The following is a 13,876-nucleotide window of genomic DNA, read 5'->3' on the forward strand; positions in this document are numbered from 1 at the left end:
CGTGTGCCTATGAAAAGACTTGGAAAACCGGCGGAATTGCTGGAGGTGCGGGCGCTGCCCCATGACCGTCGGAAAGGTCTGCTGCGTTTTGGGCCGATCACGGTTCCGTGTGCCCTTGGCCGCTCCGGCATCGTGCAGCGCAAACACGAAGGCGATGGAACGACACCGGCCGGTTGCTTTCAGCTTGTGAAGGTCTTTTACCGGCCGGACCGGGGGCCGCGCCTGAAAACCGGCCTGCCGGTGACAGCGCTGACATCCCGGGCGGGCTGGTGCGACGACCCGGGCCACCGGCTTTACAACCGGCCGGTCACGCTGCCCTTTCCAAAAAGTCATGAGATCATGTGGCGGGATGATCCGCTCTATGACATCGTTGTTGTGCTTGACTACAATCTGGCCCCGGCGGTTAGGGGCCGGGGCAGCGCCATTTTCTTTCACATCGCGCGTCCGCACTACACGCCGACGGAAGGCTGTGTGGCCGTCGCCCCCCGCCATATGCGCCTGCTCCTGTCAAAGGTCCGGCCCGGCGCGGCCATGCGCATTCATCTGTGAGCCCGGCAAGGCACGGCCCAGGTCCGGTGGCCAGGGTTCAGTCTTCGGCCATTTGTGCCCTGTAGATTCTGAACTGCCCGCTGACCCGCACGGTGGTGCGGGTGCCCTGGCCATTGTCCAGATCAGCGGTTCTGAGCCGGAACCGGTTGCGCTGGACGTTGTAGTCCGAATAGACATTGCATTCCAGAAAGGTGGCAATGCCATTCTCGTCAATGCTCTCCAGAATGGCCGTATGCCGGGGCGCGCCGCGGGTTTCTGTTTGAACCTCATAGCCGTCTTCGTTTTCAACGCGAACTGACACCTCAAAGCGGGTGAACTGGAACACGTCGCCGGGTCTGGCATTGCTGAGCTGTTCGATCTGACGTCCCCAGGCATAGGTCGCAGACGGTTTGTGAAACCCGAGGGTTGAAAAGCCATTATTGACCAAGGTCCAGCACTCGCCGTTTCCTTCCTGACGGCCAAGCCTGTCTGCGGCAAAGGAGATCAGACGTCTTGCTTCCTGTTCAGTGACATCACGCATAGCAACTGTCCTCAAGTTGACTTAACGATAGATGCAGTGTGCGTGACGGTTCGCCCTTTGTCTGTAATTCTGGTCACAGAGTACTGAAAAGATCTTTTCTGCAATCAAGTATCCTGAGGTGAGAATGTTTCAAGTCTTGGTTGTAACTTGAGGAAGTGGTCCATGAGGCAGGGAGCGGCGAACGCCACTGGAGCCAGAATTTTTACCGGTTTTGACTGTCTTGCGGCTCGCAAAGCTCAGGCCACTGGTAATTTCGCATGTTTTCCGCCATATAGGAGCACTTGATCCGAAAAACGGTCTCTTTCTCATCAATTCAAAAGAAGTGCACCCGATATGGCGTCTGACATCAGACCCTTTTTGAAGATGAATGGTCTTGGCAATGACTTCGTGGTCTGGGACGCGCGGCAGGCACCGCTGCGCCTGTCCCGCGAGGTGATAGCCAGATTGGGGGATCGTGCGCACGGGATCGGCTTTGACCAGATGATCACGGTGGAGCGGTCACCGCTTGGTGTGGATGCCTTCATGCGCATTCACAATCAAAATGGCGGTGAAGTGTCTGCTTGCGGCAACGCGACCCGCTGTATCGGCCGCCTTCTGATGGAAGAAGCCGGCAAGGATGTCGTGACAATTGAAACCGCCGCCGGTCTGCTGCACGCATTTGACACCTCCGCGCCGCACAGTGTGACGGTTGACATGGGCACGCCACGGCTGACCTGGGAAGAGATTCCCTTGGCGGAGGAATTTGCCGATACACGGGCGATTGAACTCCAGATCGGGCCAATTGATGCGCCGGTGCTGCACACTCCGGCTGTGGTCAATATGGGTAACCCCCATGCGATCTTCTGGGTGAAGGACGATGTGGAGGCGTATGAGCTGGAACGTTTCGGCCCGCTTCTGGAACATCATCCGGTCTTCCCGGAAGGGGCGAATATCTCGCTCGCCCATGTCTTCGCAGAAGATCAGATCCGCCTGAAAGTCTGGGAACGCGGGGTCGGCCTCACCCTGGCTTGCGGCACCGCCGCCTGTGCGGCCGGGGTGGCTGCTGCGCGCGACGGCAAGACCGGCCGGACAACGACCGTGCATCTGCCCGGCGGCCCGCTTGGCATCGAATGGCGCGAAAGCGACGGCCATGTTCTGATGACCGGTCTGACGGAAGTGGAATTTGAAGGTGAAATCGACCTTGAAACGCTGGCCTGGACAAAGACCGGACCGGGGGACGCCCAGGAGGCCGGAGCGGCGTCATGAGCATTGATGTGGTCACATTCGGCTGCCGGCTCAATTCCTATGAATCGGAAGTGATGAAGCGCGAAGCGGAGGCCGCCGGTCTCAAGGACGCGATCCTCATCAATACCTGTGCCGTCACCAATGAAGCGGTGCGTCAGGCCCGCCAGGCCGTGCGCAAGGCCAAGCGGGACAATCCGGGTGCGCGCGTGATCGTGACCGGCTGTGCGGCCCAGACCGAGGCAGACACGTTTTCCGCTATGAAGGAAGTGGATCTGGTGCTCGGCAATACGGAAAAGCTGGAGCGCAAATCCTATCAGGATGTGGCCGCGTTCGGCATTTCCGACAGCGAGAAGGTCCGCGTCAACGACATCATGAGCGTGGAAGAAACGGCGGGCCATCTGATCGATGGTTTGACCGGGCGCGCACGGGCCTTTGTGCAGGTTCAAAACGGCTGTGATCACCGCTGCACCTTCTGCATCATACCTTATGGCCGGGGCAATTCCAGATCCGTGCCCATGGGTGTGGTGATTGATCAGATCCGCCGTCTGACGGAAAATGGTTACAATGAAATTGTCCTGACCGGGGTCGACATCACTTCCTATGGTGCGGATTTGCCGGGGGCGCCGAAGCTCGGTACCTTGACGGCCAAGATCCTGAAAATGGTGCCGGATCTGAAACGCCTGCGCTTGTCCTCCATCGATTCCATCGAGGCGGATGAGGATCTGATGCGGGTGATTGGCAATGATGAGCGCCTGATGCCGCATTTTCACCTGTCGCTGCAGGCCGGGGACGACATGATCCTGAAGCGGATGAAGCGCCGGCATTTGCGCGCCGACACGATCCGCTTTTGCGAGGAGGTCCGGCGCCTGCGCCCGGACGTGGTGTTTGGCGCTGATATCATTGCCGGATTCCCGACCGAGACCGAGGCTATGTTCGAAAATTCCCTCAAGATCGTCGATGAATGCGGCCTGACTCATCTGCATGTCTTTCCGTTTTCTCCGCGTCCGGGCACTCCGGCCGCACGCATGCCCCAGCTTGAGCGCAGCGTCGTCAAGGCAAGGGGCGCGCGCCTGCGGGCCAAGGGGGAAGAGGTGCTGGTGAAGCACCTTGAAGGAGAGGTGGGCAAGGTGCGGCCGGTCCTTATCGAAAAGGAAGGCCTGGGCCGGACGGAACAGTTTACCCAGGTTGAGCTTCCCCTTGGCCAGGCCGGTGAGGTCGTCGAGACCCGGATTATCGGCCATACCGGACGCCATCTTCTGGGCGAGGCCCTTTCCAAGGCAGCCTGAGCCGTGGTCTAAGGGTTGGGTTTCAACGGCTTGTGTTTCGCAAGGCCGGACGCCAAGGCTTCGCAATCCGGAGCCGGACCAAGCGGTGCCAAATGTTCAAGGCGGTTTTATGAGCGAGAAAAAACGCGGATTTCTGGGACGGCTCTTCGGGGGCGCGGACCAGCCGGAGGAGCAGGCAAGCCCGTCCGTTGAGGACACATCCGCAAGCGGAGCGCCGCATGCTTCACCGGATACGGCAGACGGGGAGACCCCTCCCGCCTCCAGCATGGCCGTTGAGCCGGTGGGCTCTTTTGGCGAAACCGTTCCCGTTCAGCCGGCCGGTGCAGCGCCAAGTCTGCTGACGGACGCTCCCTCTTCCTTGCCGGAGTTCTCCGGGGACACGCCGCCTACGGATCTTGGTCCGGTGCTGGAGGCAGAGCGGGATCAGGGAACACAAGAAGCACCGGCTGCGGACGCAGGGCCTGGCGATACAGACGCCGTTGCGGTCAACCCGCAAGCTCCAGTCTCTGAAACAGGCCCCGGCGCTGCGCCAGAAATGCCCGAAGGGCCGGAAGAGACTGCGTCAGACAGTGGCTCTGAAGCAGGCGAGGCGCCGAAGCTCTCCTGGTTCCAGCGGCTGAAAAACGGGCTTTCCCGCTCTTCTGCCTCCTTGACCGATGGCATCACGTCGATTTTCACCAAACGCAAGCTGGATGCCTCCATGCTGGAGGAGCTGGAGGACATTCTCATTCAGGCGGATCTGGGCGTCGACACGGCCATGGCAATCACCGATCGCCTGTCCGATGGGCGCTACAACAAGGAAATTTCGCCTGAAGAAGTGCGGGAGATCCTGTCGGAGGAGGTTGAAAAGGTTCTGGATCCAGTTGCGCAGCCGCTTGATCTTGAAACCGGCAAGAGACCCCATGTGGTGCTGATGGTGGGGGTCAACGGTACGGGCAAGACCACAACGATTGGCAAATTGTCGGAGAAACTGCGCTCTGAGGGTAAGTCGGTGATGCTGGCGGCTGGCGATACGTTCCGTGCTGCAGCGGTGGAACAGCTCAAGATCTGGGGCACGCGTACGGGGGCTGAGGTTGTGGCCCGGGACACCGGCGCGGATGCGGCCGGTCTGGCCTTTGACGCCATGAAGGAAGCGCTTGAAAAACAGGTTGATGTACTTTTGATCGATACGGCCGGGCGTCTTCAGAACAAGGCGGAGCTGATGGATGAGCTGGAAAAGGTCATCCGCGTGATCAAGAAGCATGATCCCGAAGCCCCCCACACGGTCCTGCTCACACTCGATGCGACAACGGGTCAGAACGCGCTCAATCAAGTGGAGATTTTCGGCAAGGTTGCCGGGGTCACCGGCCTTGTGATGACCAAGCTGGACGGAACGGCAAGGGGCGGGATTCTGGTGGCGATTGCCGCCAAACACGGCCTGCCGGTGCATTTCATCGGGGTTGGCGAAGGGGTGGAGGATCTGGAACCGTTCTCGGCAAAGGACTTTGCCAGCGCGATTGCCGGGCTGGCCTGATCAGAGACCCGGCTCCCAGCCCTCTGGCGCCATCTCAAAGCCGTCAAACTGAAAACCCGGCGCCACTGTGCAGCCAACCAGGGTCCAGGCGCCCAGCGAGCGGGCCTGCTGCCAGCCATGGCGCGGCACGATTCCCTGGGGCCGTTCCCCGGCGCGCAGATCGTTGCCGAGGGTCAGCCCCTCTTTTGTGCGGCCGTCTGCGCTGATGGACAGTTCCAGTGGGGCGCCCGCGTACCAGTGCCAGGTTTCCACCGCATCCACCTTGTGCCAGCGTGAGCGCACCCCCTCCGGCAGCAGAAAATAGATCAGGGTTGAGGCTGCCCGCCCGGTGTCGTCAGTTTCCGGATCCCGGAAGGTTTCGGCATAGAAGCCGCCTTCGGGATGGGGCTGCATTTTCAGCAATGTGACGATGTCATCCGCGCTCAGGCTGGGAGAAGGGGTCACAGTCAGCATTCTCCAGCATAGGCAACATCATCAATGGTTTCGCGCAAGGCGGCAACGACCTCCTCATAAAGTACCTGCATGTCCAGCTTGTGACCGCCGCCCTGGTGGGCCGGTATCGGCTCGGCCTGGCTGAGAATACGGTGAACAACGTCCTTGGCACGCTGCTCGGCGCTGCGTTGCGTGGATGAATCTGGGGTTGTGGTCATGATGTCTGCCCTCACATGATCCCGAAAGACCCCATATGGGGGCTGGCCGGATGGATTGAAGGCGCTTTGCCGGAAAACGGGCCCGGCATTTTTCCCTCCCGAACGCCGGGCTGCGAAACAGGTTCAGAAATTGTCCTTGCGTGTGCGGATCTCGGTAAAAATCTCTACGGGGCTTTTGCCTTCCATGCCAAGGGCGGCAGCAACTGCAGGCTCTCCGGCGCGCAGGAACGGGTTGGTCGCCTTTTCTCGGGCCATGGTTGTCGGCAGGGTCGGCGCGCCGTTTGCTCTCAGCCCGTCCACTTCCTGCGCCCGCGTCTGCAGGTCCGCATTGCCCGGCTCTATGGTGAGGGCAAAGGCCGCATTTGCCTTTGTATATTCGTGGCCGCAATAGATTGTGGTTTCGTCGGGCAGCTCCCGCATGAGTTTTTTCAGGGATGACCACATCATCTCCTTGTCCCCTTCCATCACCCGGCCGCAGCCGAGGGAAAACAGGGTATCGCCCGTATGGGCAAAAGCGATTGCGGGAATAAACCAGGAAATCTGGTCGAGCGTGTGCCCCGGAGTGGAGACCGCCTTGATCTCGTAGGGTCCGCACAGAATATGGTCGCCATCTTCCACCACCCGGTCGAGCTCAGCGATTTTCTGGCGGGAGCGGGCAGGGCCGTAGACAACAGCGCCCGTCGCCTGTTTCAACTCGCCCAGCCCCTGAATGTGGTCCCAATGATGGTGGGTGATCAGGATGTGGCTGAGGGTCCAGCCGGTCTCTGACAGGGCCTTTTGGCAGGCGGCGGCGTCCGGAACATCAAAGGCGATGGTCGTGCCACTGTCCGCATCGTGCACCAGTACGCCGAAATTGTCGCTTAGGCAGGGAAACTGATGGATCTCGGTTGTGGTGTTCAAGGCCATGGTGATGGTGTCCTGAAGTGATTGACTTGATGTTCGCCACAGTGGCAAACAGAATGCCGGAGGGCAAGGTGTGGTCGTGCGCGCTTTCGCTTCCGGCCTGTGTCAAACGGTCCCGACAGATCTGCCTGATGTGAGTCCTTGCCCCGATGTATCTCGACGTTGTTCATCTGCGTGCCTTTTATGATCTGCCGCTTGGAAGCCTGCTCAGAAGTCTGATCGGGGGACCGATTGCCGAGATGTGGCCGGATCTGAAGGGCCAGAGCCTGTTGGGGGTCGGCTATGCCGGCCCGTTCATGCGGCCCTATCTTGGAACCGCCGAGCGGGCGATTGCCGCCATGCCGGCCCCGCAAGGGGCCGTTCACTGGCCGCGCGAGAAAGATAATGCCTGCACCCTGGTGGAAGACGACGCGCTGCCCTTTCCAGACCTGTCCTTTGACCGGCTGATGCTTGTGCATGCGCTGGACCATTGTTCCAATCCGGAAGACGTGTTGAAGGAAGCCTGGCGGGTGCTGGCGCCGGGCGGTCGGCTGATTGCCGTTGTTGCCAATCGGCGGGGCCTGTGGTCCCGGTCCGAATTGTCACCCTTCGGCTATGGCCGCCCCTTTTCCGGGGGGCAGTTGAAGGACCTTCTCAAAAGCACCCAGTTCAACGTGCTGCAGGACAGGGAAGCCCTGTTCATGCCGCCGTCCAAGGCCCGTCCGATCCTGCGGGCGGCCCGCACCTGGGAGGGCATTGGACGGCGGATCTGGCCGCTTTTTGGCGGTATTCTTCTGGTCGAGGCGGAAAAGGTGGTCTTCCAGAGCCTGCCCGCGGACGGCAAGCGCAACCGCCTGCGCGTGCTGCGCCCGGTGTTCCTGCCCGAAGGGGTGGCTACCGGACTTAAGCCGGTACGGGCCGTGCGGCCACACAACATCTCCGCCTCGAAAAGGGCGCCTGAAGGTGTTTGAGGGCGCGTGCTGAGACGTGTCCCGAGCGGCCCGGCTCCCGGGCCGTTTTGCGAAGCTGCCGAGGACGAAGCGAGGGCCGTCTGAAGCTCTTTGGAACGAGGCTTTGCGAGCTGCATGCCGCAGCGCCGTCCCGGCCCTGAGCCGGGATCATTGCCGTTCGGCCGGAGCGCGGGAATGTTCTGTCGGGCAAAGCTTACCGCTTCAGCAAAAACACGGCCTGTTCAGCCGCCAGATTCCAGAACCACCAGGGAGCGTTGACCGGGATCTTGTTGCCCTTTGAGCTGAGGGCAATGGCCGTGTTCACATCCGCATCCAGCTCGCGGCACAATTCGACAAAGTCGCGCAAAGAGCAGAAGTGGATGTTCGGAGTGTCATACCATTCATAGGGCAGATATTTGGTCACAGGCATCCGCCCCCGGAACAGGAGCTGCATCCGGTTGCGCCAATGGGCGAAGTTGGGAATGGAGACGACCACCTGCTTGCCGATCCGCAACAGGTTGCTCATGACCTCCTTGGGCGCGCGTGTCGCCTGCAGGGTCTGGCTCAAGATGACCACGTCAAAGGCATGGTCCGGATAGTCGTCCAGATCCGTATCGGCGTCCCCCTGGATCACCGACAGGCCTCTGGCAACGCAGCGGTTCACCCCGGCCTGGCTCAATTCGATGCCGCGCCCGTCCACCCGGCGTTGATGGACCAGATGATCCAGCAGCGTTCCATCCTCCGAGCCGATGTCGAGAACCCGGGCGCCTTCCGGCACCAGGGAGGCAACGACCTTCAGGTCCCCGCGGACCTCTCCGGTATGGCTGTCTTTGGGGAGCGGTGTCATGGCTCAGGCCTCCTCCCCCGGGGCAGGGATGCCCCGGGCCCGGGCCGCCCCCGTCATGAAGCCCTGAATGGTGTCAAACATTTCCGGCACGTCCAGCAGGAACGAATCGTGGCCCCGGTCGCTTTCGATTTCCACAAAGGACACGTTGGCTGCTGCCGCGTTCAGCGCCTTGACCACCCGGCGGCTTTCAGAGGTCGGGAACAGCCAGTCGGAGGTGAAGGACATGACGCAGAACCGGGTCGGGGTGTTGCGGAAAGCACTTGCCAGTGCACCGCCGAATTCCTGGGCCAGGTCGAAATAGTCCATGGCCCGGGTCACATAGAGATAGGAATTGGCGTCGAACCTGTCGACAAAGGTCATGCCCTGGTGGCGCAGATAACTCTCGATCTGGAAATCCGCGTCAAAGCCGAAGGTCAGCCGCTCCCGGTCCTGCAGGTTGCGGCCGAATTTCTGATGCAGCGATTCATCTGACATATAGGTCACGTGTGCGGCCATGCGGGCGACCGCCAGCCCCTTGGTGGGCCTGACCCCTTCTTCGATGTAATTGCCGCCGCGCCAGTTGGGATCGGCCATGATCGCCTGGCGGCCAACCTCGTGAAAGGCAATGTTCTGGGAGGTGTGGCGGGCGGCAGATGCGATCGGCACGGCCGCAAAAACCCGCTCGGGATAGCTGGCCGCCCATTGCAGCACCTGCATGCCGCCCATGGAGCCGCCAATGACGGCGAACAGCGTCTCGATGCCAAGGTGATCGATCAGCCGGGCCTGGGCGCGGACCATGTCACGGATCGTGACAACGGGCAGGTCGAGGCCATAGGGGGTTCCGGTCCCGGGATTGAGGCTGGCCGGGCCTGTGGTGCCGAGGCACCCGCCAAGCACATTGGCGCAGACCACGAAATAATGATTGGTGTCTACAGGCCTGCCCGGGCCGACCATAAGGTGCCACCAGCCAGGTTTTCCGGTCACCGGGCTGGTGGAGGCCACATACTGGTCTCCCGTCAGCGCATGGCAGACGACGATGGCGTTGGACTTGTCCGCGTTCAGCGTGCCATAGGTCTCATATGCAATCTGCCAGGGACCGAGCTTGATACCTGAATCCAATTCCAGCGGAGCGCTTGCGGGAAATTTCGCCAGTTTGCTGGACGGGGATTCGGCTTCGCCCGGGTTCAGGTTTTTCAGGTCGGCTGGAGGTGTGCTGTCAGCGGGCATGAGCGAAACGGGTGTCTTCTCGTTCTGGTCTGGCAGGCCTTGGATGTGCATCCCGGACGGGCCTGACAACCCGGAAAGCCGGACGCAAGATCCTCTGGGACAAACAGCCAGACTGGCGACCTAGCCGTGCAGCGCTTGCAGTGTCAACGTTTTCTTTTGCCTTTGGGCGATCACATGCCTATGACTATGCGCCGCTGAACCTGTAAACAAGGCTGGAGCGAATATGCCGCAAGCACCGGAGACCGGGCAGACCCTTGCTGATCTGCGCGCGCGCGTTGACGGGATTGACGCTGAGATCCATCAGGCCCTGATCGCCCGGGCTGACGCAGAAACTGCAATCCGCGCAGCCGGAATGGCCACGGGTGTGCCATCCGGGTTTCACCATCCGGAACGGGATGCCGACAGCATGCGCCAGATGGTCGAGCGGCACCGGGGCGTCCTGCCCCTGGCCACGGTGGAGCATTTGTGGCGGGATATTATCTGCGCCTGCACCGGGCTGCAGGGTGATGTGACCGTATTTCTGGATGGCGGGGCCGAGCTGATCGAGATGCTGGATCTCGCCCGCTTCTATTTCGGCTTTTCGGTGGAGCTGGACCCTTGCAGCGATGCTGCCGATGTGGTGGATGCCGTGGCCCTGTCCAGGGCTGGCATCGGCCTTGTTGCGCTCAGCGACCGGGCGGATCTGCCCTGGTGGAGGGGTCTGAGCGAGACCGGCGCTCTTGTGAAAGCCCGGCTGCCCTTTGTGGTTCTGGACGAGCGGCCCGCCGATTTGCCGGCCCTGGTGCTGGGCAAGGCGGACAGTCTCGCGGAGAGTGCCGATATTGCGGTGTATGATGCCCGCTGGTCGGATCTTCTGCCCGGCCGACTGATGGATCAGGGCATTGAGGTGATGAGTTTCTTCCGCTCCGCCAATGGGGTGGATGCCCTTCTGGCGATTTCCGGAGACCTTAGCGAGGAAGATGTCCGGGACGCCTGTCAAAAGGCCGGGGCTGAGCCCGGTGTCTTGCGGCGGGTTGGCGGTTATGCGGCGCCGATCGATGCGGAAGGGGATGCTGACGACGAGTTCGGCAGCGCCGACCTGCCGGCCGGAGGCGGCAAGGATGAAGTGATAGGGACGACATGACGACAGTGAGGGAAATGCCGGTGAGGACGCCGGACCGCCCAGAACCGAGAGCAGGTGTGCTGGATATTGCCGCCTATGTGCCCGGAAAGTCCAAGGGCACCCATGGCAAGACCCTGCATAAACTGTCGTCGAATGAATCCCCGCTGGGGGCAAGTGCGGCTGCGGTTGAGGCGGCCAGGGAGGTTGCCGCCCATCTGGAGCTTTACCCTGATGGCAGTTCGGCGGAACTCAGAGCTGCGATTGCGGAGGTCTATGGCCTCAACGCGGAGCGGATCATTTGTGGCGCCGGGTCCGATGAGGTTCTGACCATGCTGGCCAATGCCTATCTCGCTCCGGGCGACGAGGCGGTCTATTCCGAGCATGGGTTTCTGGTCTATGAAATTGTCATCCGGGCTGCCGGGGCCACCCCGGTTGTTGCGCCGGAAAAAGACCTGACCACCGATGTGGATGCGCTGCTGGCGCGGGTGACGGACCGGACCAAGATGGTTTTTTTGGCCAATCCGAACAATCCGACCGGCACCTATCTGCCCTTTGAGGAGGTCAAGCGCCTGCATTCGGGCCTGCCCCCGCATGTGCTGCTGGTTCTGGATGCGGCCTATGGTGAATATGTGCGCCGGAACGACTATGAAAGCGGGCTGGAACTGGCAGCGACCTCTCAGAATGTGGTCATGACCCGCACGTTTTCAAAAATTTATGGCCTTGCCAATCTGCGCATCGGCTGGGGCTTCGGTCCGGCTCACATCATCGATGCCATGAACCGGATCCGAGGCCCGTTCAACATGTCCGGCATGGCAATTGCCGCCGGGACGGCCGCCATGCGCGACCGGGCCTTTGTGACCCGGGCGGTCGAGCATAATGAGACGTGGTTGCCCTGGGTGAGCGGGGAACTGGAAAAGCTCGGTCTGACCGTGACGCCGAGTGTCGGTAATTTCGTGCTGATCCATTTCCCGGACGAGAAGGGCAAGCAGGCCGCCGATGCGGATACCTATCTTCTGGAGCGTGGCTGCGTGCTGCGCCGGGTGGCCAATTACGGCCTGCCCAACGCGCTGCGCATGTCCATCGGTACGGAAGAGGCCAACCGGACGGTTGTGGCACATTTGAAAGACTTTCTGGGAAAAGCCGGAAGGCAGAACAAGAATACATGACTGGTGCTCCCCTTTTTGACCGGCTGGCCCTGATCGGGATCGGCCTGATCGGGTCTTCCATTGCCCTTGCCGCCCGTGAGCGGGGTCTGGTGAAGGAGATTTCGGTGTCCACCCGTTCTGCGGACACGTTGCGCCGGGCCGAAGAGCTTGGTCTTGGGGACTGCTATGAGCTGGATGCGGCGGTGGCTGTGGAAGACGCCGATCTCGTTATCCTGTGTGTTCCGGTGGGCGCCAACGAGGCAGTGGCCAAGTGGATTGCGCCTGCGCTCAAGAAAGGTGCCATCCTGAGCGATGCGGGCTCGACCAAACAGTCGGTCGTCGATCAGGTGCGCCCCCATGTCCCGGACGGGGTTCATTTCATTCCCGGTCACCCGATTGCCGGAACAGAGCAATCCGGCCCGGATGCAGGCTTCGCCGCGCTGTTCGAGCAACGCTGGTGCATTCTGACACCGCCGGAAGGGACCGATCCGGCCGCCTTCGGCAAGCTTAAGGCCTTTTGGGAGGGCTGCGGCTCAAATGTGGATGTGATGGACCCCAAGCACCATGATCTGGTGCTGGCCATCGTTTCCCACCTGCCCCATCTGATCGCCTACAATATTGTCGGCACGGCCGATGATCTGGCGGCGGTTACCAAATCCGAAGTGATCAAATATTCCGCGTCCGGTTTTCGCGACTTCACCCGCCTGGCGGCGTCAGATCCGACCATGTGGCGGGATGTCTGTCTGAACAACAAGGACGCCATTCTGGAAATGCTGTCGCGCTTTTCAGAAGATCTGTCGGCGGTCCAGCGGGCGATCCGCTGGGGGGACGGCGACATGCTGTTTGACCTTTTTAACCGTACGCGCGGCATCCGCCGGTCGATCATCGAGGCGGGACAGGAAACCGACGCCCCGGATTTCGGCCGCCTCGGCACAGATCCGAAAGATCCTGCGGAATAGATACTCGGCAAGTCCTGCGTTACGCTCCGCTTCCGGCCCACTCCGTCAGCTCTGGCGGGTGACTATATAATCGGCCAGCGCCAGCAGAGCCGTTGCGGCCTCCCCATAAGGCGCCAGCAGGGCGTCGGCCTCGTTCCGCAGCCGGGTCAGCTCGGCACGGGTGGCGCCGGTGCCCAGAAGGCCGACCAGGGTTGCCTTGCCTGCCTCCGCATCCTTGCCGGTGGCCTTGCCCATTGCTTCCGGGCTGGCTTCCACATCCAGAAGGTCGTCGGCCAGCTGAAAGGCCAGCCCGATCACGTCGCCGAAGCGGGTCAGGCGGTCAATGTCGGCAGGACCGGCATCTGCCAGCACGGCCCCGGCCCGGCAGGCATGGCGCAGCAAGGCTCCGGTTTTCATCGATTGCAGCTGGCGGATTTCCGCTTCGCTGCGCTCCCGGTGTTCAGACTCCAGGTCCAGCATCTGCCCGCCCGCCATGCCGCCAAGGCCCGACGCGCGGGCCAGATCCCGGCTGAGGCTGAGCCGCACCGCCGGATTCGCGTGCACTGCCTCACCGGTAATCACGTCAAAGGCAAGCGTCAGCAGGGCGTCACCCGCCAGGATCGCGGCGGCTTCGTCAAAAGCCTTGTGCACTGTGGGCTGGCCCCGGCGCAGGTCGTCATCATCCATGGCCGGAAGATCGTCATGGATCAGCGAATAGCAGTGGATCAGTTCCAGCGCGCAGGCCGCTTCCACGACACCGTCATCCGCCCGGCCGAACAGCCTTGCCGTCTCCATCACCAGAATAGGGCGGAGGCGCTTGCCGCCATTCAGCGCGCCGTGGCGCATGGCCGCCAGCAGCCGCGCGGGCCGGACAATTTCGCCTTCCAGTACGGCGCCGTCCAGGACGCGGGCGAGGGCGGCCTCCACCTGGCGGGCCTGGGTCGTCAGGTGCTGCTTCAGATCAAATGTCACGGTCCACTCCGGGCAGAATTCTGCCTGCTTTGCCAAAGTCCGGGTTTCCCTGAAACCAAATCCCTGTATCGTCAAGACTGGAATTTGAAAAA

At 61.6% G+C, this 13,876-nt stretch carries 15 protein-coding genes; 8 read left to right on the forward strand and 7 right to left on the reverse strand.

Annotated elements, in window-relative coordinates:
- Window positions 1–9: 9 nt before the first annotated feature.
- Window positions 10–549, forward strand: coding sequence for a L,D-transpeptidase family protein (locus ACXAH0_RS06815; RefSeq protein ID WP_475186070.1), 540 nt, complete (start codon window positions 10–12; stop codon window positions 547–549).
- A 37-nt stretch (window positions 550–586) separates the two neighbouring features.
- Here the strand turns inward: ACXAH0_RS06815 and ACXAH0_RS06820 are convergent, their stop codons facing one another.
- On the reverse strand, window positions 587–1,069 hold the full coding sequence (locus ACXAH0_RS06820; RefSeq protein WP_475186072.1) for a hypothetical protein: 483 nt from the start codon (window positions 1,067–1,069) through the stop codon (window positions 587–589).
- 333 nt (window positions 1,070–1,402) lie between these two features.
- On the opposite strand from ACXAH0_RS06820, the gene dapF reads away from it, so the two are divergent.
- The 3 genes from dapF to ftsY all read left to right on the forward strand — a co-directional run bounded on the left by dapF (window position 1,403) and on the right by ftsY (window position 5,092).
- A complete protein-coding gene (gene dapF, locus ACXAH0_RS06825) occupies window positions 1,403–2,314 on the forward strand; it encodes a diaminopimelate epimerase (RefSeq protein WP_475186073.1) in 912 nt (303 codons plus the stop codon).
- On the forward strand, window positions 2,311–3,579 hold the full coding sequence (mtaB, locus tag ACXAH0_RS06830; protein WP_475189897.1) for a tRNA (N(6)-L-threonylcarbamoyladenosine(37)-C(2))-methylthiotransferase MtaB: 1,269 nt from the start codon (window positions 2,311–2,313) through the stop codon (window positions 3,577–3,579). Before dapF ends, mtaB begins: the two co-directional genes overlap by 4 nt.
- A gap of 109 nt (window positions 3,580–3,688) precedes the next feature.
- Window positions 3,689–5,092: a signal recognition particle-docking protein FtsY gene (gene ftsY, locus ACXAH0_RS06835; RefSeq protein WP_475189898.1), complete on the forward strand. Its 1,404-nt coding sequence runs from the start codon at window positions 3,689–3,691 to the stop codon at window positions 5,090–5,092.
- On the opposite strand, the gene ACXAH0_RS06840 is transcribed toward ftsY, so the two are convergent.
- The 3 genes from ACXAH0_RS06840 to gloB all read right to left on the reverse strand — a co-directional run bounded on the left by ACXAH0_RS06840 (window position 5,093) and on the right by gloB (window position 6,648).
- A complete protein-coding gene (locus ACXAH0_RS06840) occupies window positions 5,093–5,545 on the reverse strand; it encodes a cupin domain-containing protein (RefSeq protein ID WP_475189900.1) in 453 nt (150 codons plus the stop codon).
- A complete protein-coding gene (locus tag ACXAH0_RS06845) occupies window positions 5,539–5,742 on the reverse strand; it encodes a hypothetical protein (RefSeq protein WP_475186079.1) in 204 nt (67 codons plus the stop codon). The genes ACXAH0_RS06840 and ACXAH0_RS06845 overlap by 7 nt, the downstream gene beginning before the upstream one ends.
- A gap of 123 nt (window positions 5,743–5,865) precedes the next feature.
- Window positions 5,866–6,648 (reverse strand): hydroxyacylglutathione hydrolase, encoded by a 783-nt coding sequence (gene gloB, locus ACXAH0_RS06850; RefSeq protein ID WP_475186082.1) that lies wholly within the window; start codon window positions 6,646–6,648, stop codon window positions 5,866–5,868.
- 146 nt (window positions 6,649–6,794) lie between these two features.
- On the opposite strand from gloB, the gene ACXAH0_RS06855 reads away from it, so the two are divergent.
- Window positions 6,795–7,595: a methyltransferase domain-containing protein gene (locus ACXAH0_RS06855; RefSeq protein ID WP_475186085.1), complete on the forward strand. Its 801-nt coding sequence runs from the start codon at window positions 6,795–6,797 to the stop codon at window positions 7,593–7,595.
- A gap of 193 nt (window positions 7,596–7,788) precedes the next feature.
- On the opposite strand, the gene metW is transcribed toward ACXAH0_RS06855, so the two are convergent.
- Window positions 7,789–8,421, reverse strand: a complete 633-nt coding sequence (metW, locus tag ACXAH0_RS06860) for a methionine biosynthesis protein MetW (protein ID WP_475186086.1) — start codon at window positions 8,419–8,421, stop codon at window positions 7,789–7,791.
- A gap of 3 nt (window positions 8,422–8,424) precedes the next feature.
- Window positions 8,425–9,627 (reverse strand): homoserine O-acetyltransferase MetX, encoded by a 1,203-nt coding sequence (gene metX, locus ACXAH0_RS06865; RefSeq protein WP_475186107.1) that lies wholly within the window; start codon window positions 9,625–9,627, stop codon window positions 8,425–8,427.
- Window positions 9,628–9,850: 223 nt separating this feature from the next.
- On the opposite strand from metX, the gene ACXAH0_RS06870 reads away from it, so the two are divergent.
- From ACXAH0_RS06870 to ACXAH0_RS06880, 3 genes are read left to right on the forward strand one after another with little or no spacing between them, the layout of a single operon-like run.
- Window positions 9,851–10,750: a chorismate mutase gene (locus ACXAH0_RS06870; protein WP_475186087.1), complete on the forward strand. Its 900-nt coding sequence runs from the start codon at window positions 9,851–9,853 to the stop codon at window positions 10,748–10,750.
- 14 nt (window positions 10,751–10,764) lie between these two features.
- Window positions 10,765–11,895, forward strand: a complete 1,131-nt coding sequence (gene hisC, locus ACXAH0_RS06875) for a histidinol-phosphate transaminase (protein WP_475190038.1) — start codon at window positions 10,765–10,767, stop codon at window positions 11,893–11,895.
- Entirely contained in the window at window positions 11,892–12,833 is a 942-nt protein-coding gene (locus ACXAH0_RS06880; protein WP_475186092.1) for a prephenate/arogenate dehydrogenase family protein, read from the forward strand. The genes hisC and ACXAH0_RS06880 overlap by 4 nt, the downstream gene beginning before the upstream one ends.
- Before the next feature lie 45 nt (window positions 12,834–12,878).
- Here ACXAH0_RS06880 and ACXAH0_RS06885 read toward each other — a convergent pair whose 3' ends face one another.
- Entirely contained in the window at window positions 12,879–13,784 is a 906-nt protein-coding gene (locus ACXAH0_RS06885) for a polyprenyl synthetase family protein (protein WP_475189902.1), read from the reverse strand.
- Window positions 13,785–13,876 lie beyond the last annotated feature (92 nt).

The organism is Roseibium sp. AWQ4_290 (genome assembly GCF_056160985.1).

Excerpts from the sequence above, each read along its gene's own strand:
- ACXAH0_RS06815 (WP_475186070.1), top strand. The coding sequence starts at position 10 with ATGAAAAGACTTGGAAAACCGGCGGAATTGCTGGAGGTGCGGGCGCTG.
- ACXAH0_RS06820 (WP_475186072.1), bottom strand. The coding sequence starts at position 1,069 with ATGCGTGATGTCACTGAACAGGAAGCAAGACGTCTGATCTCCTTTGCC.
- dapF (WP_475186073.1), top strand. The coding sequence starts at position 1,403 with ATGGCGTCTGACATCAGACCCTTTTTGAAGATGAATGGTCTTGGCAAT.
- mtaB (WP_475189897.1), top strand. The coding sequence starts at position 2,311 with ATGAGCATTGATGTGGTCACATTCGGCTGCCGGCTCAATTCCTATGAA.
- ftsY (WP_475189898.1), top strand. The coding sequence starts at position 3,689 with ATGAGCGAGAAAAAACGCGGATTTCTGGGACGGCTCTTCGGGGGCGCG.
- ACXAH0_RS06840 (WP_475189900.1), bottom strand. The coding sequence starts at position 5,545 with ATGCTGACTGTGACCCCTTCTCCCAGCCTGAGCGCGGATGACATCGTC.
- ACXAH0_RS06845 (WP_475186079.1), bottom strand. The coding sequence starts at position 5,742 with ATGACCACAACCCCAGATTCATCCACGCAACGCAGCGCCGAGCAGCGT.
- gloB (WP_475186082.1), bottom strand. The coding sequence starts at position 6,648 with ATGGCCTTGAACACCACAACCGAGATCCATCAGTTTCCCTGCCTAAGC.
- ACXAH0_RS06855 (WP_475186085.1), top strand. The coding sequence starts at position 6,795 with ATGTATCTCGACGTTGTTCATCTGCGTGCCTTTTATGATCTGCCGCTT.
- metW (WP_475186086.1), bottom strand. The coding sequence starts at position 8,421 with ATGACACCGCTCCCCAAAGACAGCCATACCGGAGAGGTCCGCGGGGAC.
- metX (WP_475186107.1), bottom strand. The coding sequence starts at position 9,627 with ATGCCCGCTGACAGCACACCTCCAGCCGACCTGAAAAACCTGAACCCG.
- ACXAH0_RS06870 (WP_475186087.1), top strand. The coding sequence starts at position 9,851 with ATGCCGCAAGCACCGGAGACCGGGCAGACCCTTGCTGATCTGCGCGCG.
- hisC (WP_475190038.1), top strand. The coding sequence starts at position 10,765 with ATGCCGGTGAGGACGCCGGACCGCCCAGAACCGAGAGCAGGTGTGCTG.
- ACXAH0_RS06880 (WP_475186092.1), top strand. The coding sequence starts at position 11,892 with ATGACTGGTGCTCCCCTTTTTGACCGGCTGGCCCTGATCGGGATCGGC.